Genomic DNA, 20,918 nt, shown 5'->3' on the forward strand with positions numbered 1-20,918 from the left:
TTTCTGTTAATTAATTGTGTAAAAGTTGTTAACTATTTTAAGCAAAACTAATCAATTTAGAAGTTTTAATTACTATTTTTAGTTTAATAATTCTTACTAACATACATCAAAATTTAAACATTTGAACGAACGCATTATAGAGTTAACGGAAATAAACCCAAAAGATTTTTTCGGAACTCAAAATAGTACTATAGAACAGTTAAAAAGATACTTTCCTAAAATTAAAATTGTTGCTAGAGGATCTAAGCTAAAAATTTATGGTGAACCAGATATTTTAAATGAATTTGAAATCCGTTTAGAAAGACTCATCAAATATTTTAATAGATACAATAAGTTAGATGAAAATAGTATTGAACGTATTTTAACTTCTACAGGTCAAGAAGAAAAAGCAGCTGCTTCTAAAAAAACAAAAGATGTTTTAGTACATGGTGTTAGTGGTAAATTAATTAAAGCTCAGACAGAAAATCAACGAAAAATGGTTTCTTTAATGGCAAAAAACGATATGTTATTTGCTGTTGGTCCTGCTGGTACAGGTAAAACGTATACAGCTGTTGCATTAGCTGTTAAAGCATTAAAAGAAAAGGAGGTAAGAAGAATTATTTTAACTAGGCCAGCAGTAGAATCTGGAGAAAATTTAGGGTTTTTACCTGGCGATTTAAAAGAAAAGTTAGATCCTTATATGCAGCCTTTGTATGATGCTTTAAGAGATATGATACCTCATGAAAAATTAGAATCTCATTTAGAAAAAGGAGTCATTCAAATTGCCCCTTTAGCGTTTATGCGTGGTAGAACTTTAGATAATGCTTTTGTAATTTTAGATGAAGCCCAAAATACAACTCATAATCAAATGAAAATGTTCTTAACAAGAATGGGTATGCATGCTAAGTTTATTATAACAGGAGATCCAGGTCAGATTGATTTACCTAGAAAACAAGTTTCTGGGTTAAAAGAATCACTTTTGGCTTTAAAGGATATTGATGGTATTGCACAAGTTTATTTAGATGATAAAGATGTAGTTAGACATAGATTAGTAAAAAGAATTATAACAGCATATAAAAGCATAGAAACAGAATGATAAATATTCAAGAAAGTAAATTAGGACTTCAAGATTACTTTTACATAGGCTATTTGTACTTAATAATTTTAGGTATTGTTAGTGATGCAATTTTTTACGGAATTTTTGGAGTTTCTTACTTGAATTATACTACCATTTTAGATGCGCTAATTTCTCCTGTAAGTTTATTAATTAATAACTGGAAAATTTCACTTTTTCTGTCATTAATGTTTTGGTTAATGTATTTGTATTTTACCAAATGGATGTTTTTGTTTTACAAAAAATTAAGAACAAAAAAATGGTATGCAAAAGTTTACAATATCGAAAAATGGGACAAACGCTATGAAGAATTGGAAAAGAAAAAAAATATTATACCAGGTATGATGTTTGTTTTCTTTTTACTTTTTGTTTCTATGAGAACAGGAATGGGTGTTGGAATGAAGTATAAATATACTAACAAAGAAATTGTACCAGATCATACTTTAATTTTTAAAGATAATTCTAAATTAGACATTCGAAAAATAGGACAAAATTCTGCTTATTTCTTCTATTTTATTCCTGGAGAAAAGGTAATAACTGCAACTCCAATTGCAGATAACTTAAAACAAATTAAGAAGTTGCCTAAATAATCATCATTTTAAATTCTAATTTTTGTTAGTTATTAAGAAATAATTAGACAAATTATAAAAAAGGTTTCTTTATTTTTGTAAGTAATGAAAAAAATAGGATTTGTACTTATATTTTTACTTTCCTTTTTCGCTTATTCTCAATGCCCACAAACAGAAGAATTAATTCTTTCATCTCAAGAAAGAGTTGATGAATTTGTACAAAATTATAGCACTTGTGAGCGAATTGTTGGGAATTTAAGAATAATTTCTGCTGTTTCTGGTGTAGACGACTTTACTGCAACTGGAACAGAAGTGACCGACATTTCTGGTTTAAATTTTATAAAAGAAATTACAGGTAAACTTATAATAAGTGTAGGAATTACCGAAATTTCAGGTTTTAGTAATTTAACTACTGTAGGTAGAGATATAGAAATTACAAATTCAGCTTCATTAGAAAGAATATCTGGCTTTAATAATTTACAACAAGCAAGGAGTATAACTATTGCATTAAATCCTAAATTAAAAGAAATACAAGGTTTTGAAAGCCTCTCTACTATGAACGAAAGTTTAGAGATTGGTTTTAGTGATGCTCTTGAGAGAATATCTGGTTTTTCTAGTTTAAGGAGTTTAGGAGGTCAATTAAATATAAGTAACAATCTTGTTTTAACAGAAATACCTTCATTTAATAATTTGATAACTATTTCTAATGATTTAAATTTTACCTCTAACCCAACTTTAATGCAAGTAGATGGGTTTAATAGTTTAGAACTTATTGGAAACGATTTAAATGTTGAATCTATTAGAAGCTTAACAGGCTTTACCAAGTTAAAAAAAATAACAAGTTTTGTAGATATAAGAAAAAGTACTGTAGAAATAATTCCAAGTTTTGAAAGCTTAGAAGAGGTAGGAGCAGGATTTAGAATTTCAGATACAGGAATTAAAGAAATATCAGGTTTTAATAACCTACTAAAAGTGGGGCATATATTTTTCTTAGAAGATTGGTTTATTGTAAAAAATAATCCAGCTTTAAATAAAGTGCAAGGTTTTGGTAGGTTTATTCTAGTTGATGGTAAAGTAGAAGTAACAAATAATCCATTATTATCTGATTGCAGTTGGCTCTGTAACTTATTAAATAATGGAGAAATTACAGGTGACTTAATCATACAAAATAATATAGGTGATTGTATAAATGCACTTACTGTAATACAAATTTGTGATATTGATTTTGATGATGATACCATTGCAGATGTTATAGATGTAGATGATGATAATGATGGTATTTTAGATATTGATGAAGGAAACAGAAATGTAGATACAGATGGAGATGGATATCCAGATAGCATAGATTTAGATAGTGATAATGATGGTTGTTTTGATGTTTTAGAAGCAGGTTTTTCAGACCCAAATTCTGATGGTATTTTGGGTGATTTACCTGATGAAGTAGATATAAATGGAAGAATTATTAATGAAACTACTGGTTATACAACACCTTTAGATGCAAACAATAATACAATTTTTGACTTTCAAGAAATTAGCACATTAGATCCAGGAAAAAATAATATTGTAGAATTTTGTCCATCATCACCAATAGTAGATTTAGTAACTCTATTAAATGGAACTCCAGAACCAGGAGGTGTTTGGTCTCCTGCATTAATAAGTGGTACAGGTGTTTTTGATCCTTTAAATGATGCACCTGGTTTATATACTTATACACATTATGATCCTATTTGTGGAGAAAGAAGTGCACAGTTAATTGTAGAATTGCCAAGTAGAAATAATGCAGGTTTAGATGCAGAAATCACAATTTGTGATAAAGATACAACTGTAGATTTATTCGATCAATTAAATGGTAATCCAAGTCCTGGTGGTTCTTGGTCACCAGAATTAGAAAGTAGAGGTAGTGTTTTTGATTCTAGTAAAGATGAAGAAGGTGTTTATGTGTATACAGTTTTCGATCGTACTTGTGGTGCTATTTCTTCTAAAGTTACCGTAAAAAAAACAGAAAAACCAAACTCTGGTTTAAGTAGTAAAGTTTCTATTTGTGAGTTTGCTAATCCTATAAATTTATTTGATTATTTAGGTGGAGAACCAGATACAAACGGAACTTGGTCTACAACCTTAAATGCAGCAACTACTAGTTTAGTAACAAGTGTTTTTAGTCCTAGTATTAATTCTTCTGGAGTTTATACCTACACTGTAGATAATGGAGCTTGTGGAGTGTCTACATCTACAGTAGAAGTTGAGGTTTTACAAGATAATGAGCTTACAAATGTAACTATTAAAGTTAATGATTTTTCTTCAACAAATAATAATATTGAAGTATTTGTAAATTCAGAAAGAGCGTATGAATATTCTTTAGATGGTGTTAGTTATCAAAAAGAAAACAAGTTTAATAACCTTTCTGGTGGTAACCAAACAGTCTATGTAAGAGGTGTAGATGGTTGTGAGTTTTATATAGAAACTGTTTTTGTAAAAACATATCCTACTTTTTTTACCCCAAATAACGATGGTGATAATGATTTTTGGCAATTAAAAGACTTTCCAAACATAAATTATATAGTCTACATTTATAATAGATTTGGTAAGTTAATTAAAGAATTCCCTAGCAATATTGGTTTTTGGGATGGCACCTATAGAGGAAGTCCTTTAGAATCCTCTGATTTTTGGTTTAAAGTAGTAACTGAAAATGGTGAAATTTATTATGGAAACTTTTCTTTACTTAGAAAATAATTTTATAAAAATAGACTTATTTTTGTGCTAAGAATTATTTTTTATGAATACCATTAACGAAACACATTATAATTTTCCTGGTCAAAAATCTGTTTACAAAGGAAAAGTAAGAGAAGTTTATAATATAAATGATGAGCTTTTAGTAATGATTGCAACAGATAGGCTATCTGCTTTTGATGTAATTATGCCAAGGCAAATACCTTTTAAAGGGCAAATTTTAAATCAAATTGCTACAAAAATGATGAATGATACTTCAGATATTGTTCCAAATTGGTTAATTGCAAATCCAGATGCAAATGTTGCTGTAGGTCATTTGTGTGAACCTTTTAAGGTAGAAATGGTAATTCGTGGTTATTTGTCAGGTCATGCTGCTCGTGAATATAAAGCAGGTAAACGTCTTTTATGTGGTGTAGAAATGCCAGAAGGATTAAAAGAGAATGATAAATTTCCTGAGCCAATAATAACTCCATCAACAAAAGCAGATAATGGTGAACATGATGAAGATATTTCTAGAGAAGATATACTTGCTAAAGGTATCGTTTCTAAAGAAGATTATTTGGTTTTAGAAGATTACACTCGAAAATTATTTAAAAGAGGTACAGAATTAGCTGCTAAAAGAGATTTAATTTTAGTAGACACTAAATATGAGTTTGGTAAAACAAAAGAAGGTAAAATTGTATTGATAGACGAAATACATACTCCAGATTCTTCTCGTTATTTTTATGCAGATGGTTATCTAGAAAGGCAAAATAAAGGTGAAGCTCAGAAACAATTATCTAAAGAATTTGTGCGTCAATGGTTAATAGAAAACGGTTTTCAAGGTAAAGACGGACAACAAATTCCAGAAATGTCTGATGATAAAATTTTAGAAATTTCTAATAGATATATTGAGTTATTTGAGCAAATTACTGGAGAAAAATTTGTAAAAGCTAACACAGATAATGTTTTAAAAAGAATAGAAAATAATGTTTTACAGTTTTTATCTTAATGAAAACAGCTACAGTAAAACAAATTAAAGACGAATTATCATACAAATCTGCGAATGAGTTAAAAGAGCTATGTTTACACTTATCTCGTTTTAAAAAAGAAAATAAAGAATTACTTACTTATTTATTGTTCGAAGCTCATGATGAAGAAGCATATGTGGTTTCTATAAAAAATCAAATTGATGCTCAATTTGATGAAATAAATACAAAAAGCTATTATTATATTAGAAAGAGCTGTAGAAAAATTTTATCTCAAGTTAAAAAGTATATAAGATATTCTAAAAAGAAAGAAACAGAGGCTGAATTATTAATTCACTTTTGTAAGAGTATTAAAGAAAATATACCCACTTATTATAAAAGCCAGCGTTTGCAAAGTATTTTCAATACACAGGTTAGAATGATAAAAAAAGCAATAGAAAAATTGCATGAAGACTTACAATATGATTTTCAATTAGAACTAGATCAACTTACTGATGAAGCCTAAAGAAAGACCAGTTTTAGAAAACATAGTTAAAGATGATACTCTAGAAATAGAGTCTTTTCAAAACAAAACACTTCGTCCGATAATTAAAATGCAGCATGAAATACTTATAGCTTGTTTTAATAATTATTTAGAAGAAAAGAAAATTAAATTATTAGACTTATCAGTATCACAAAAATTAAATAAAATAAAATCTATTCTAATAAAAGATAATAGTTTTAAAAAATTAATATTTGGTGTTATAATTGCTCATTTCTCATTAAGTGAACTTAGTTTTTATTTTAAGAACAAGAGAGAAGTTCATAGAAGAATTACCAATATTACTATTCAAAGACTTCAAGATACTTTAATTCATAAAAAATAAAAACCGCTACAAATTGTAGCGGTTTCAATCAATCAACCAAAAAACTTCTTTATTTATTTTCGCTAGAACGCGAAATACTTCGAGAAGTATTATTTTATTACTTTTTATTGTAATCTATTTTACACTACAAATATAAAAACTAATTGTTTAATAAAATGTTAAAATAAATAAACAATAATAAGTAATTGTTATGTTGTTATAAGACTTAATTATATTATTGTGGCATTACAACAGAATCAATAGCATGTATAACTCCATTAGATGCAGCAACATCTGTTAATACTACTGTAGAAGTGTTTCCTTTTACATCAGTTAAAATAACTTTACCATCTTTTAGAGATGCAGTTAATTGACCTCCTTGTACAGTTTTTATAACAAACTTCCCATTATTATCTGTAATAGCTTTTACTACATCTTTAGCTTTAAATTCACCAGCTACAACATGGTAAGTTAAAATAGCAGTTAATAATTTTTTATTTTCTGGTTTTAATAAAGTACCTACTGTTCCTTCTGGTAACTTAGCAAAAGCATCATTTACAGGTGCAAATACAGTAAAAGGACCTTTACTATTTAAGACGTCTACTAAACCAGCTGCTTTAACAGCTGCTACTAATGTTGTAAAATTATCATTAGAAGCTGCAACTCCTACAATAGTTTTTTCTTAGCTAGTTTCTTTTTTGATTTTTTTGTCATTTTCTGGATTAGTAACATTTGCAACACTAGATAAAGAAATTGATAATGCTAATAAAGTTAATGAGAATAATTTTTTGAAATTCATTTTAATTATGTTTTAAGTTTAAACAAAGTTAGGTAGCGTAAGACTACATTTTGTTTAATTATAAGTTAAAAAAAATAAACAAAAAGTTAAAGTTTCTAAAAAAAGACACTTCTAGTGTCTTTTTATTTAAATAAGTTGATTGATATTATTTTTTAGATGACATAAGTTTCTTTTGGTATCTTCCTTGTACTATATCTGTTATGATTAAAATAGCAATTACAAAGTAGAAAGTTGTTTTGCTCATTGGTACAATTTCGTTTCCAAATAGTTTTATATGAGCTAAATGACCTCCTTCTGTCACTAACATAATACCTACAATAAATAGTATAAATAACCCTAATACTTCATACATTCTGTTTTTTGCCAAAAATTCAGATACCTTATCTGCTAAGAATAACATCAATAATCCACTTACAACAATAGCTATTGCCATAATTATAAAAGCTGTAGTAGAGTTTTCTATGCTAGATGTAAGACCTATAGCAGCTAAAATAGAATCAAAAGAAAAAACTAAGTTCATAATAACAATACTAAAAATAGCAGCATTAGCTGTTTTTTTAGATTTAGTATCTACCATTTCTGAATTATCAAGATCTTTAGTAGATATCATATGCCAAATTTCTTTTATTGCTGTATAGATGATAAATCCACCCCCTAAAAGCACAATAATGCTATGACCATTAAAAGCAAAGCTTACAACATCTTCTATTTTTCCTGTTAAAAAAGAGAAAGGCTCTTTAAAATAATCTATAATTGAAACTAATAAAAACAGTAAAATAATTCTAAGAATAATAGCTATTAAAATTCCTAATTTTCTAACTCTTTTCTGTTCTATAATTGGAGCTTTTTTAGATTCTAATGAGATATATAAAAGGTTGTCAAAACCTAATACAGCTTGTAGCATGACAAGCATTAAAAGTGTAAATAAATTTTCTAACATAATTTAATTTTAGTTGATTTCAAATGTATTTTAATATTAGATATTTGGCAATTGTTATTTAAATAAATTTTAAAATATGTAGTTATATAATATTCGAAGGCTTACAAAGGCAATTAATATAGCAGTTGCTTTTTTTAACTGAATAGGAGTAAAATAAGAACTACTTATTCTATTACCTATTTGGCCACCTATAAAAACTGTAAATAATAAAATTGTGGTTAAATTCCAATCTATTATGAAATCTGGATTTTGATATTGACCAATTAAACCAGCTATAGAGTTTACTAAAATAAATAAACTAGCAGTTGCAGCGATTTTTTTTGGAGTATCCCAATTTGTAAGGTGTAATAAAGGAGCTAAAAAAATACCACCTCCAATACCAACCATACCAGAAATAAAACCTATAAATCCTCCTAAACCAGCATTTTTAAAATAATTAGGTTTACTTTTACTTATATTAGATGAACTAATTTTTTTGGATAGCCACATGCTTATGGATGTAAATAATAAAGTTATACCTAATAAAATAAAAAAGAAATGTTGACTTATCTTAATGTATCCTCCTAAAAAAGCAAAAGGAACACTTAAAGAAACTAATGGTGTAATTTTTTTCCAGTCTATTATTTTATTTTTAGAGAAAAGAAATACATTTCCACAGACCACAATAATATTACATAATAAAGCAGTTGCTCTAATTTGGGTAAATGCAATACTTGTAAGTGCTAAAATTGCCAAATAACTTGAGCCACCTCCAAATCCAACTGAAGAGTACAAAATTGCCACAATAAAAAACAACAGTATAATGTGCCAATTGTTAATGATTAATTCTAAAATTATATCTACACTCATTATCAACAAATATATTATTCTCTGTAACATAACATGTTTTAATATCTCAAAATTTGCTTTTTAGCGATATTTTTATGTTGTAAGTAGAAAAAATTAAAACAAAGAAGAAAGCTTTCTTAAATTCGGAATTCAGTTTATCATTTAAAATTAAGAATCTAAAACTCTAAAAGAAAAAAATAATTTCTATTTTTAGAAAGTTTTAAAACCTTCAAAAACATTATGAGTAACTACCATATTAAACACTTAGAAGAATATTTTCAAGTCTACAGAAAATCAATAAGAGAGCCAGAAAATTTTTGGGAAGAAATTGCTGTAGAACATTTTATTTGGAAAAAAAGATGGAACTCAGTTCTTGAATGGGATTTTACAAAACCAGAAGTAAAGTGGTTTGAAGGAGCTCAATTAAATATTACAGAAAATTGTATAGACAGACATTTAGGAACAAGAGGTAATAAAACTGCAATTTTATTTGAACCTAATAATCCAAATGAACCAGCAGAGCATATTACTTATAAACAACTTTTTGAAAGAGTAAATCAATTTGCCAACGTATTAAAAGAAAACGGAATTCAAAAAGGAGATAGAGTTTGTATTTATGTACCAATGATTCCTGAGTTGGCAATTGCAACTTTAGCTTGTGCAAGAATTGGTGCAATTCATTCAGTAGTTTTTGCAGGTTTTTCATCAACAGCATTAGCTACAAGAATTAATGATGCAGATTGTAAAATGGTAATTACTGCTGATGGTTCTTTTAGAGGTGCAAAAACTATTGATTTAAAAGGTATTGTAGATGAAGCATTAGAATCTTGTAATTGTGTAGAAACTGTTCTTGTGGCAAAAAGAATAAATTCTGATATCAATATGAAAGAAGGACGTGACAAATGGTTACAACCTTTATTAGATGAAGCATCAACTGAATGTGTTGCAGAAACTATGAACGCAGAAGATCCTTTATTTATATTATATACATCTGGTTCTACAGGAAAACCAAAAGGGATGGTTCATACAACTGCAGGTTATATGGTTTATACAGCATATACGTTTAAGAATGCTTTTCAATATCAAGAAGATGATGTGTATTGGTGTACTGCAGATATTGGTTGGATTACAGGGCATTCTTACATTGTGTATGGCCCTTTAGCAAATGGAGCAACATCAATAATGTTTGAAGGAGTACCAAGTTATCCAGATTTTGGTCGTTTTTGGGAAATCGTAGAAAAACATAAAGTCAATCAATTTTATACTGCTCCAACAGCAATTAGGGCATTAGCAAAACACGGAACAGAATTGGTAGATATATATGATTTATCATCTTTAAAAGTGTTAGGCTCTGTAGGAGAGCCTATAAACGAAGAAGCTTGGCATTGGTATAATGATACTATTGGTAAAAAGAAAAGCCCAATAATTGATACTTGGTGGCAAACAGAAACAGGAGGGATGATGATAACTCCACTACCATATGTAACTCCCACAAAACCAACATATGCAACACTACCATTTATAGGAATTCAACCATGCTTAATGGATGAAAATGGAAATGAATTACAAGGCAATCAAGTTGAAGGTAGATTGTGTATTAAATTTCCTTGGCCAAGTATGGCTAGAACCATTTGGGGAAATCATCAACGTTATAAAGATACCTATTTTTCTGCCTTTAATAACATGTATTTTACTGGTGATGGAGCCCTTAGAGATGAAGTTGGGTATTATAGAATTACAGGTAGAGTAGATGATGTAATCATCGTTTCTGGGCACAATTTAGGAACAGCACCTATTGAAGACGCTATTAATGAACATCAAGCAGTTGCAGAAAGTGCCATTGTTGGTTTTCCTCATGATATTAAAGGGAGTGCATTATATGGTTATATTACTTTAAAAGATTCTGGAGAAGACAGAAACCATGATAATGTCCGAAAAGAAATCAATCAATTAATTACTGATAAAATTGGACCTATTGCCAAATTAGATAAAATTCAATTTACAGAAGGATTACCAAAAACACGCTCAGGAAAAATAATGAGACGTATTTTACGTAAAATCGCATCAAATGAAATAGATAATTTAGGAGATGTATCTACCTTGTTAAATCCTGAAGTAGTTCAAAGTATAATTGATAATAAATTGTAAGTATTTTAATTTAGTTCGACTCTTTATAAACTAAAAAACAAATCCATGAAAAAACTAATTTTATTAGTATTTGCAATAACTATTATTTCGTGTAAAGATCAACCTAAAAAAGAAGTAAAACAGAATAAAAACATTGAGAAACAAGAAGTTTTTCCAGAAGAATTAGGTAAAGTTTTTAATTCTCATGGAGGTTTAAATGTTTGGAGAAAAGCAAAGGTATTATCTTTTAATAAAGGTGAAGAAGCACATACTGTAGATTTACGAACTCGTAAAACAGTAATAAATTCACCAAATTATTCTTTAGGATTTGATGGCAATGAAGTTTGGTTAGATGAAGAAAAAAAAGGAGATTATAAAGGAAACCCAGAATTTTATTATAACCTCTATTTTTATTTTTATGCAATGCCTTTTGTGTTGGCAGATGATGGAATTATCTATGAAAAATCTAACTCAATTACTTTTAAAGGAGTTGAATACCCAGGAATAAAAATTTCGTATAAATCTAATATTGGGACTTCACCTGATGATAATTACATTGTGTATTACAATCCAAAAACTTATCAAATGAAATGGTTAGCTTACACAGTAACCTATGCATCAAAAAAGCCAAGTGATAGGTATAATATCATTAGATATAACAGCTGGGAAAATGTAAATGGACTAATTTTACCAAAAGAAATTACTTGGTACAAAAAAGATGAGAATGGATACCCTACTGAACCAGCTAGAGCACCAACTAAATTTACACTTCCTTTAGTAAGTGAGGCAAAATTGGCAGACTCCTTTTTTCAAAAGCCAGTTAAATAGTTTTTAGTCTGCTTTCTATTTTATCATACACCACACAATAATACTCATGAAACCTTGGGAGCAATACGTTTTCAAGGTTTTTTGTTGATGTTAAGACCTCTAAATCAAAAAGTTTAACACCTTCAACTTCATCTTTTTGTAAAATTAGTTTTTCTAATGGAGTTTTTAATTCGGCTATAAAAACATGATGATGTTCGTTATCTATAATTCCGTTTTTATGTTCTACATGATGAATTCTTGTACCAATTTTAAATAATTCTTCCTCAGTTATAGGTAACCCAAGTTCTTCAAAAACTTCTCTTTTAGCAGCTGTTAAGATATCTTCCCCAGCAGCAATATGACCAGCTACAGAAATGTCCCATAAACCAGGAAATACTTTTTTTGTGAAGGCTCTTTGTTGTAATAAAATCTTTTTATCTGAAGTATATAACCAAATATGAACAGTTGCATGAAACCAGCCGTTTTTATGTGCTTCAGATTTTAAGGCTGTTTTTCCTGTTGGTTTTCCATCTGAAGTTAAGATGTCTATCAGTTCGTCCATTTACAAACAAGATTTAATACAGCTAACTAGTTTATTAAAATCTTCTTTTGTATTATATACATGACAAGAAATACGAATGTAATTTCCACGAAAAGAGATAAAAATATTGTTTTCTTTTAGCTTTGATTTTAGTAATTTAATATCAAGTAACTCTGGTAATTCCACTCCAAATAAATGGTGAGCTCTAAAATTTTCATTCTCAAAGAAACAACCTAATTTTTTGAGTTCTACAACTAAGTCTGCAGTAATTTCTTTACAATATTCTTGTATAGCATTTGGTGTCCATTTTAGAACCTGTTGTAAGGCTGCAATTTGCATTTTTGTATGTATAAAACTAGCATGCTCACCCACAGAATATCTATTGGCTAAAGGTTTGTATTGAGTTTGATAGGAGGTAAGTCCACTCATTTTATGGCTATTTAAACGATTACTCCAATTGTCTTCTATGGGATTTCCATCATCAAAATAGTCACCAAAATAACCATAACCACAACCATAAGGTCCAAATAACCACTTATAACCTGCACAAATTAAAGCGTCTGGCTGAATTTCTTTAACAGAAAAAGGTAAAGCTCCAACAGATTGACTGCCGTCAATAATTAATAAACAATTATTTTCTTTTGTTTTTTTTCTGATTGATTTTAAATCAAATAAAGTTCCATTTGCCCAATGAATATTACCTAAAGCAACTACTTTTGTTTTTTCAGAAATTGCATTTAGAATAGCTTCATTCCATTTTTCTCCTCTATCATTTTTAGTTTTTGGCATGGCAACAATATGTAACTTTGCATCATATTTAGTTGCCAGCTTTTCCCAAACATAATAGTTACTTGGGAATTGAGTTTCAACCAAAAGAATTTCATCATCTTTTTTTAAGGTGATATTATTGGCTACTGTAGCCATTCCATAAGATACAGAAGGTAGGTTTGCAATTCTATTATAATCATCAACGTCTATAATTTTTGCAAATAGTTTTTTCAGTGCTTTTGGAGGTTCAAAATAACTATCTCCAACAATTTTATAAGGTTGACTTTTTTCTAAAACACCTTCAATTCCTGCTTCTTCAACTGATTTAAAACTAGGTGATTGTGCTGCAATATTTAGATAAGTAATATCTTCTGGAAAACTAAATAAATGTTTTTGATTTTTTAATTCCATAAAACTTTAATTAAAAAAAGCGAAGTTAATAACTCCGCTTTTATAGTTTATTCAAAATAAGAGAAAGTGTCTCCTTCTTTAATTTTTAAAAGTGATTCGTAAATCATTTTAATTACATTTTCTACATCACTTCTATGTACCATTTCTACAGTTGTATGCATGTATCTTAAAGGTAAAGAAATTAATGCTGAAGCAACACCTCCATTGCTATAAGCAAATGCATCTGTGTCTGTACCTGTAGCTCTAGATAAAGCTGAACGTTGAAAAGGAATTTTATTTGCTTCTGCAGCATCAATAATTAAATCTCTTAATTTTTGCTGAACAGCTGGTGCATAAGCAATAACTGGTCCTTTTCCTAACTCTAACAAACCTTGTTTCTTTTTATCTATCATTGGTGTAGTTGTATCATGTGTAACATCTGTAACTATGGCAACATTAGGTTTTATAGTTTGAGTAATCATTTCTGCACCTCTTAAACCTATTTCTTCTTGAACAGAGTTTGTGATGTATAAACCAAAAGGTAATTTAATGTTGTTTTCTTTTAGTAAACGTCCAACCTCAGCAATCATAAATCCACCCATTCTGTTGTCTAAAGCTCTACAAACAAATTTATCTCCATTTAAAACATGAAATTCATCTGGATAAGTAATTACACAACCTACATGAACACCTAATGCTAAAACTTCATCTTTTGTAGCACAGCCTACATCTATACAAATGTTATCTGGTTTTGGAGCTTCTTCATTAGATTTGTCTCTTGTATGTATAGCTGGCCATCCAAAAACACCTTTAACAATGCCGTTTTTAGTATGAATATTTACTACTTTACTTGGTGCAATTTGATGATCTGAACCTCCATTTCTAATCACATAAATTAAGCCATTATCAGAAATGTAATTTACATACCAAGAAATTTCATCTGCATGGCCTTCTATAACTACTTTATATTTCGCATCAGGATTTATTACACCAACTGCAGAGCCATAAGTATCTGTTATAAAGTTATCTACATATGGTTTTAGATATTCCATCCAAATTTTTTGACCTTCCCACTCATAACCAGTTGGAGCAGCATTATTTAAATATTTTTCTAAAAATTCTAATGATTTTTCGTTTAAAATTGATTTTTCTGACATAATATCTTTTCTGTTTCTGTAAAAATAAAACGTTTTTTAGGATTTTAGAACTATAAATCATAAAAAAAATGTAACATTTACACTTATGCAACTACTTATTAAACAATTATAAAAAACTAACTTTAATGAAAAACTTTAAACTATTCTTATTTTTAACAACATGTCTATTTTTTTTGAACTGTCATACAGTTACAGAAAGTAAATCAAATAGTAATCCAGATTTTAAAGTAGGTAAAGCTGGCTTCGAAAAAAGATTAAAAAGACAATTTGATTTCGATAAACTATCTATTGGGTTTTACACAACAAAAAAGAATGGTTCATCTAAGGAGAATGGGTTAAATTTAACTTTTAAAATTAATAATTTAGAGACTATAAGCGATAGTCTAATTAACTCATATACAGATGTGATTAAAGAAGAAGTTAAAGCTAATTTATTACATTTAAAAGATTATAATTATATAAATATTACCTTTGAGAATGAACTTACAAAAGGAAATTTACGAAAAGTTAATTCTATAAAAATTAAAAAACAGCTAAACTAAACCAAGTACAGTATGAAATTAGTTATACAAAATTTAACAAAGACTTATAAAAACGGAGTAAAAGCAATAGACAATTTAAGTATTGAAATAGGAACAGGGATGTTTGGTTTACTAGGGCCAAATGGAGCAGGTAAATCTTCTTTAATGAGAACAATTGCAACATTGCAAAGCCCAGATTCTGGATCTATTACTTTTGGGGATATAAATGTATTAGAAGACAATATGTCTCTAAGAAAAGTATTAGGATATTTACCACAATCTTTTGGAGTTTATCCAAAAATGTCTGCTGAAGATTTGTTAGATTATTTTGCAACTTTAAAAGGTATTTCTAACAAAACAGAAAGAAAAGCTATTGTTAAAGAAGTTTTAGAAATTACTAATTTATATGATGTTAGGCGTAAGCATGTTGCAGGTTATTCTGGTGGTATGAAACAACGTTTTGGTATTGCTCAACTATTGTTAAATAATCCAAAATTAATTATTGTTGATGAGCCAACTGCAGGTTTAGATCCAGCAGAAAGACATCGTTTTTTAAATGTTTTACGTGAAGTAGGTACCAATTGTACAGTTATTTTTTCTACTCATATTGTAGAAGATGTAAAAGAATTGTGTAATGAAATGGCTATTTTAAATGGAGGTAGAATATTAAAGCATACTACACCTCAAGAAGCTACAGGAGTTTTAAAAGGTACCATTTGGCAAAAGACCATTGAAAGAGAAGAGTTAGAAGAAAACGAAAAATTATACAATATTTTATCTTCAAATTATAATCAAGATAATACTTTAAATTTAAGAGTACATGCTACTGAAAAACCTTCTGAAGATTTTGTTGAAGTTGAACCTCAATTAGATGATGTTTATTTTATTGCGTTAAAGCAAGATGAACCAGTTTTAACAAGTTAAGAGTTTTTAATTATGAGTTTTAAGTTAAGATTTTAAATCAATTTTAAAATGAAACTCAAAAAACAAATCACTTAAAATTTAACACTCAAAACTTATTTTATGTTTTCAACGATATTTAAGCAAGAATTAAAATACTGGTTTAATAAACCAGCATTTTATATTTATTTAGCCATATTTTTAGGATTATCTTTTTTCTTATCAGCTGCCTCAGCTGGTTTTTTTGATACTATAACAGCTACAACTGGTTCATCAAGAATAGTAAATTCACCAACAGGAGTAAGAAATGTTTTTAATGCGTTAACAGTTTTTATTTTCTTTTTATTCCCTTCAATTATAGGGCTATCTATTTATAGAGATTATAAAAGTGAAATGCATACTATTTTGTATTCATATCCTTTTACAAAAGCCAATTATTTATTTGCAAAGTTTTTTAGCGGAATTGTAATTGTTTCATTAATAGTGCTTTCTATAGCACTTGGTATGATAATAGGTTTTAGATTCCCAGGTACAAACCCAGATCTTATAACCACATTTAATGGTACAACGTATTTATTAACCTATTTAATTTTTATTTTACCAAATGTTTTACTTTTTGGAGCCATTGTATTTGCTGTAGTTGCGTTTACAAGAAATATTGCAGCTGGTTTTATTACAGTTATTGTATTATTATTTGTTCAAGGAGTTATAGCTAGTGTTTTAGGAGAACCAGAACAGAGAACTTTATTAGCATTATTAGATCCTTTTGGAGATGGTGCTGTTATCTATTATACAAAGTATTGGACGCCATCAGAACAAAACGAATTGCAAATACCTATTAGAGAAATGGTTATTTATAATCGTTTATTATGGTTAGGGATTTCAACTTTAATATTTGGTTTAGTATATCGTTTTTTTGCATTTAGTCAAAATGCATTATCAATTTCTTTTAAGAAATCTAAAGGAGAAAGAGTTATTAAAACCAATTTTAGTGGTATTACAAAAATTGTATTGCCAGAAGTAACGTATAACCATTCTTTTAGTCAGAATTTAAAAACGATGTGGAAATTATCGAATATCGATTTTAAATACATTGTAAAAAGCTGGCCATTTATTTCTATTGTTTTAGTGGGGTTAATTTTAATGATAGTAGGGTTATCTGAAATAGGAAATATTTTTGGAACACCAACTTTACCAGTAACTTGGAAAATGCTAAATATTGGTGGTGTTTTTTCTATATCTATAAACATCTGTACATTTTTATATGCAGGTATGTTAGTTAATAGAGCTAAAATTGCAAGAGCAAATCATCTGGTTGATGCTACACCAATTCCTAATTGGACGTTGTTGTTCTCTAAAGTTATAGCTTTAGTAAAAATGCAATGGATTTTACTAGCAGTTATAATGGTTTCTGGTATTCTTTTTCAAATGTATAATGGGTATTACAATTTTGAATTAGGCCATTATTTTACAGAATTATTTCTGTTAAGTTTCTTAGGTTATTTTGTTTGGGCATTATTATCCATATTTATTCAAACACTAATAGGAAACCCTTATTTAGGTCTTTTTGTATTACTTGTGATTTCTATAGGAATGCCGTTTTTATCTACAGCAGGAATAGAATTGGATATTTATAAGTACAACCAAGGACCAGGCTTTGGCTATTCAGATATGAATGGTTATGGAATTTTAACTCCATTTTTAATGTATAAGTTATATTGGATTTTATGTGGCTTATCATTATTAATTATAGCTGCTTTGTTTTGGGTAAGAGGCATACCATCTTCTTTTGGAGAAAGAATATCTATTGCAAAAAATAGATTTAAAGGAGGCTTTGCTATTAGCTTTATTATATTTTTTGTAGCTTTTGTAAGTTTAGGGTTTTCTATTTATCAAGAAACAGGAACAAAAGCCAATAAAACTTCTGCTAAAGAATTCGAATTAAGAAGAGTTGAGTGGGAAAAGAAATATAAAAAGTTCGAAAATTATGCGCAACCAAGAATTGTTGCTGTAAATGCAAACGTAAATATTTTTCCAAAAAAACGTTTTTATGATGCATCTGCAAAGTTTACAATGATTAATAAAACAGACCAAGCTATTGATAGTTTGTTCTTAAATCATAATTCCTTAAAAAGTACTTTTACTTTTAATAAGCCTAATAAGTTGGTTTCAGAAGATACTATACACAATTTTGATATATATTTCTTTGAAAATAAAATAATGCCTGGAGATACTTTAGAGTTAGAAGTTACAGTAGAAAGTGAAAAAAATACTACCTACAGAAGAAGGTCTCCAATTAGAGAAAATGGTACTTTTATCAATAATTTTTCTATGTTTCCTTCTTTAGGATATTCATCAAATGGAGAACTTACAGATGATAAAACTCGTAAAAAATACGAGTTACCACCAAACGATTTAAAACCACATCCATCAGACTCAACAGCATTAGGAAATACCTATATTTCAAAAGATTCAGATTGGATAGATTTTGAAGCAACAGTTTCAACATCAAAAGATCAAATTGCAATAGCTCCTGGATATTTACAAAAAGAATGGACTGAAAATGATAGAAGATATTTCCATTATAAAATGGATAATAAAATTTTAAACTTTTATGCATTTAATTCTGCTAGATACGAGGTTAAAAAAGAAATGTATAAAGGCATTAGTTTAGAAATTTATTATCATAAACCACATACTTTTAATTTAGATAGAATGATGAAGGGTATGAAAAGGTCTTTAGATTACAATGGTAAAAATTTTAGTCCTTATCAATTTAGACAAGCTAGAATTATAGAATTTCCTAGAACAGGAGGTACTTTTGCTCAAGCATTTGCGAACACAATGCCTTTTTCTGAAGGTATTGGTTTTATAGCAGATGTAGATGATAAAAGTGATGATGGTGTAGATTATCCTTTTTCTGTAACTGCTCACGAAGTTGCACATCAATGGTGGGCTCATCAAGTAATTGGAGCAGATGTATTAGGTGCTACTTTATTGTCTGAAAGTATGGCAGAATATGTTTCTTTAAAAGTACTAGAACATGAGTATGGAAAAACAAAAATGCGCACTTTCTTAAAAGATGCTTTAGATGGGTATTTACTACAAAGAACCTTAGAGCGTAAGCGTGAAAAGCCTTTAATGTACAATGATGGTCAAGGGTACATACATTACCAAAAAGGTTCTATGGTTTTATATGCTTTAAGCGATTATATAGGTGAAGAAAATCTAAATAATGCTATTCAAAAGTTTACTAAAAAAGTAAGATTTCAAAATCCACCATATACAACATCTATTGAATTTGTAAATCATCTAAAAGAAGCTACTCCAGATTCTTTACAATATGTTATTAAAGATATGTTTGAGACTATTACGCTTTATAAAAACAGAGTAACTGACGCTAAGGTAACAGCATTAGATAATGGAAAATTTGAAGTAGAAATAGATTTTGAAGTTGCAAAATATAGAAATGACGAAAAAGGGAAACGTTATTATGGAGAAAAAGTAGGAGATACCTTAAGCTACAAAACAGACAAGATGAATAAGCCAATATTATCATCTTTATTAAATGATTATATAGATATTGGTATTTTTACAGAGAAAGAAGTTGATGGTAAAAAAGAAGAAGTAGAATTATATCTTAAAAAACATAAAATTACTTCTATAAATAATTCAATTAAAATTATTGTTGATGAAAAACCAATGGAAGTTGGTGTAGATCCATACAATAAATTAATAGACACACAGTCTGAAGATAACAGAAGAAAAGTTGATGTCACAAATAATTAAACACAAAATAGCAATTGCTTCTTTTTTATACGTAGCAATTGCTATTTTACATATTTGTGGTTTGTTTTTTTTAAATAAAATTGCTGTTATAAGTAAACCTTTTTTAATGACAACTTTAGTCTTAGTTTATTTATTTTCAGTTAAAAAACCTAATTTTTGGTACGTATCTGCATTATTTTTTTCTTTTTGGGGAGATGTTTTACTCCTTTTTAATAATCAGTTTTTTGTTTTTGGATTGAGTTCTTTTTTATTGGCTCATATTTTTTACATAAAAATTACTAGAGATTTAATGCAAAAAATTAATATTAAAAAACTGTTTATAAGTACTTTACCCTTTGCTTTATTTTCTACTTATTTTTTGACTTTAATTTATGATAAATTAGGAGATATGAAGATTCCAGTTATTTTTTACACTGGTATAATTTCTGTCTTTGGTAGTTTTACTTTATTAAATTACCTTCAAAAGAATACTACTGGAAATTTATGGTTATTGCTAGGATCAAGTTTATTTATTTTATCAGATAGTTTAATTGGTTTAGACAGATTTTACTTAACAAATGATAACTTTCAAATTTATATAATGGTCACTTACATTTTAGCTCAATATCTAATTTGTAGATCGTTAATTAAAAATGCTTACCAAGAATAAAAATCTTTTTTCTTTGATTAATTAAAACAACTAAGGCAACAATAAAAATATAAACAGCAGCTCCAAAAAGTAAACCACCATCATTATTATGACTTATTCCTAAAATAGTAATATGGCCTAAAATAGCTCCACTCATTACTCCTAAAGTCATAAATGCACCTAACCAAGAATTTTTTGAGGTAAATAATAAAATAGAAGCAATAAGTTCTATAATTCCAGTGCCAATTCTTAAATAAGCTTCATGCTCACCAGCTATTTTTGTAAAAAGCTCAACACTTTGATTTGCAGCAGAAAATTTAAAAAATAATGTTTGCAACATAATAATAACAGCTATTCCTTTTAAAGCAAACAGTATTTTTTTTCTCATTTTTTTGATTGATTTATTTTTTAGACGATATATTTTAAAATGGCTTACAAAAAAATAGAGTTTTAGACTATTTTTATATCTAATAGAAAATAAATATTACTTTTACACAGTTAGTATTCATATCAATCAATTT

18 protein-coding genes and 1 pseudogene are annotated in these 20,918 nt (G+C 28.2%); 12 read left to right on the forward strand and 7 right to left on the reverse strand.

Going from position 1 to position 20,918, the window contains the following annotated elements; all coding sequences use genetic code 11:
• Positions 1-121 precede the first annotated feature (121 nt).
• The 6 genes from ACFOWD_RS08430 (at position 122) to ACFOWD_RS08455 (ending at position 6,223) form a co-directional block, all read left to right on the forward strand.
• Positions 122-1,075: a PhoH family protein gene (locus tag ACFOWD_RS08430; protein WP_298993863.1), complete on the forward strand. Its 954-nt coding sequence runs from the start codon at positions 122-124 to the stop codon at positions 1,073-1,075.
• Positions 1,072-1,683 carry a hypothetical protein gene (locus ACFOWD_RS08435; RefSeq protein ID WP_377409748.1) on the forward strand — a complete coding sequence of 204 codons (612 nt, stop codon included), beginning with the start codon at positions 1,072-1,074 and terminating at the stop codon, positions 1,681-1,683. Before ACFOWD_RS08430 ends, ACFOWD_RS08435 begins: the two co-directional genes overlap by 4 nt.
• An 84-nt stretch (positions 1,684-1,767) precedes the next feature.
• Positions 1,768-4,392 carry a T9SS type B sorting domain-containing protein gene (locus tag ACFOWD_RS08440; protein WP_377409750.1) on the forward strand — a complete coding sequence of 875 codons (2,625 nt, stop codon included), beginning with the start codon at positions 1,768-1,770 and terminating at the stop codon, positions 4,390-4,392.
• A gap of 43 nt (positions 4,393-4,435) precedes the next feature.
• A complete protein-coding gene (locus ACFOWD_RS08445; RefSeq protein ID WP_377409751.1) occupies positions 4,436-5,380 on the forward strand; it encodes a phosphoribosylaminoimidazolesuccinocarboxamide synthase in 945 nt (314 codons plus the stop codon).
• The gene (locus tag ACFOWD_RS08450) at positions 5,380-5,862 is read left to right on the forward strand and encodes a hypothetical protein (protein ID WP_377409753.1); all 483 of its coding nucleotides are present in this window, start codon (positions 5,380-5,382) and stop codon (positions 5,860-5,862) included. The genes ACFOWD_RS08445 and ACFOWD_RS08450 overlap by 1 nt, the downstream gene beginning before the upstream one ends.
• Positions 5,852-6,223 (forward strand): glyoxalase, encoded by a 372-nt coding sequence (locus ACFOWD_RS08455; RefSeq protein ID WP_377409756.1) that lies wholly within the window; start codon positions 5,852-5,854, stop codon positions 6,221-6,223. Before ACFOWD_RS08450 ends, ACFOWD_RS08455 begins: the two co-directional genes overlap by 11 nt.
• Positions 6,224-6,437: 214 nt before the next feature.
• On the opposite strand, the gene ACFOWD_RS08460 is transcribed toward ACFOWD_RS08455, so the two are convergent.
• From ACFOWD_RS08460 to ACFOWD_RS08470, 3 genes are all read right to left on the reverse strand, one after another.
• Positions 6,438-6,875: a fasciclin domain-containing protein gene (locus ACFOWD_RS08460; RefSeq protein WP_377410977.1), complete on the reverse strand. Its 438-nt coding sequence runs from the start codon at positions 6,873-6,875 to the stop codon at positions 6,438-6,440.
• Between the two features lie 271 nt (positions 6,876-7,146).
• On the reverse strand, positions 7,147-7,941 hold the full coding sequence (locus ACFOWD_RS08465) for a TerC family protein (RefSeq protein WP_377409757.1): 795 nt from the start codon (positions 7,939-7,941) through the stop codon (positions 7,147-7,149).
• Between the two features lie 69 nt (positions 7,942-8,010).
• Complete coding sequence (locus ACFOWD_RS08470) at positions 8,011-8,790, reverse strand: sulfite exporter TauE/SafE family protein (protein WP_377409759.1); 780 nt, start codon at positions 8,788-8,790, stop codon at positions 8,011-8,013.
• Between the two features lie 210 nt (positions 8,791-9,000).
• On the opposite strand from ACFOWD_RS08470, the pseudogene acs reads away from it, so the two are divergent.
• Positions 9,001-10,917, forward strand: a pseudogene (gene acs, locus ACFOWD_RS08475) (acetate--CoA ligase); the annotation flags it as partial.
• Between the two features lie 45 nt (positions 10,918-10,962).
• Entirely contained in the window at positions 10,963-11,724 is a 762-nt protein-coding gene (locus ACFOWD_RS08480) for a DUF6503 family protein (RefSeq protein ID WP_377409761.1), read from the forward strand.
• Here ACFOWD_RS08480 and ACFOWD_RS08485 read toward each other — a convergent pair.
• From ACFOWD_RS08485 to ACFOWD_RS08495, 3 genes are read right to left on the reverse strand one after another with little or no spacing between them, the layout of a single operon-like run.
• Positions 11,717-12,265: an NUDIX hydrolase gene (locus ACFOWD_RS08485; protein ID WP_377409763.1), complete on the reverse strand. Its 549-nt coding sequence runs from the start codon at positions 12,263-12,265 to the stop codon at positions 11,717-11,719. The two genes, ACFOWD_RS08480 and ACFOWD_RS08485, sit on opposite strands and share 8 nt — an antisense overlap.
• Entirely contained in the window at positions 12,266-13,423 is a 1,158-nt protein-coding gene (locus tag ACFOWD_RS08490) for an aminotransferase class V-fold PLP-dependent enzyme (RefSeq protein ID WP_377409765.1), read from the reverse strand. It abuts the gene before it with no gap.
• A gap of 47 nt (positions 13,424-13,470) precedes the next feature.
• Positions 13,471-14,559 (reverse strand): M42 family metallopeptidase, encoded by a 1,089-nt coding sequence (locus tag ACFOWD_RS08495; RefSeq protein WP_377409767.1) that lies wholly within the window; start codon positions 14,557-14,559, stop codon positions 13,471-13,473.
• A 173-nt stretch (positions 14,560-14,732) separates the two neighbouring features.
• On the opposite strand from ACFOWD_RS08495, the gene ACFOWD_RS08500 reads away from it, so the two are divergent.
• From ACFOWD_RS08500 to ACFOWD_RS08515, 4 genes are all read left to right on the forward strand, one after another.
• Complete coding sequence (locus tag ACFOWD_RS08500) at positions 14,733-15,101, forward strand: hypothetical protein (protein WP_377409769.1); 369 nt, start codon at positions 14,733-14,735, stop codon at positions 15,099-15,101.
• A gap of 12 nt (positions 15,102-15,113) precedes the next feature.
• On the forward strand, positions 15,114-16,004 hold the full coding sequence (locus ACFOWD_RS08505) for an ABC transporter ATP-binding protein (protein ID WP_377409771.1): 891 nt from the start codon (positions 15,114-15,116) through the stop codon (positions 16,002-16,004).
• A gap of 99 nt (positions 16,005-16,103) precedes the next feature.
• Positions 16,104-19,769 carry a M1 family aminopeptidase gene (locus ACFOWD_RS08510; RefSeq protein ID WP_377409773.1) on the forward strand — a complete coding sequence of 1,222 codons (3,666 nt, stop codon included), beginning with the start codon at positions 16,104-16,106 and terminating at the stop codon, positions 19,767-19,769.
• Positions 19,753-20,418, forward strand: coding sequence for a lysoplasmalogenase (locus ACFOWD_RS08515; protein ID WP_377409775.1), 666 nt, complete (start codon positions 19,753-19,755; stop codon positions 20,416-20,418). The genes ACFOWD_RS08510 and ACFOWD_RS08515 overlap by 17 nt, the downstream gene beginning before the upstream one ends.
• On the opposite strand, the gene ACFOWD_RS08520 is transcribed toward ACFOWD_RS08515, so the two are convergent.
• Positions 20,396-20,785 (reverse strand): DoxX family protein, encoded by a 390-nt coding sequence (locus ACFOWD_RS08520; RefSeq protein WP_377409777.1) that lies wholly within the window; start codon positions 20,783-20,785, stop codon positions 20,396-20,398. The genes ACFOWD_RS08515 and ACFOWD_RS08520 overlap by 23 nt on opposite strands.
• Positions 20,786-20,918: the final 133 nt, after the last annotated feature.

This window comes from Polaribacter marinivivus, assembly GCF_042651285.1.
GTDB classification, from domain to species: Bacteria; Bacteroidota; Bacteroidia; order Flavobacteriales; family Flavobacteriaceae; genus Polaribacter; species Polaribacter marinivivus.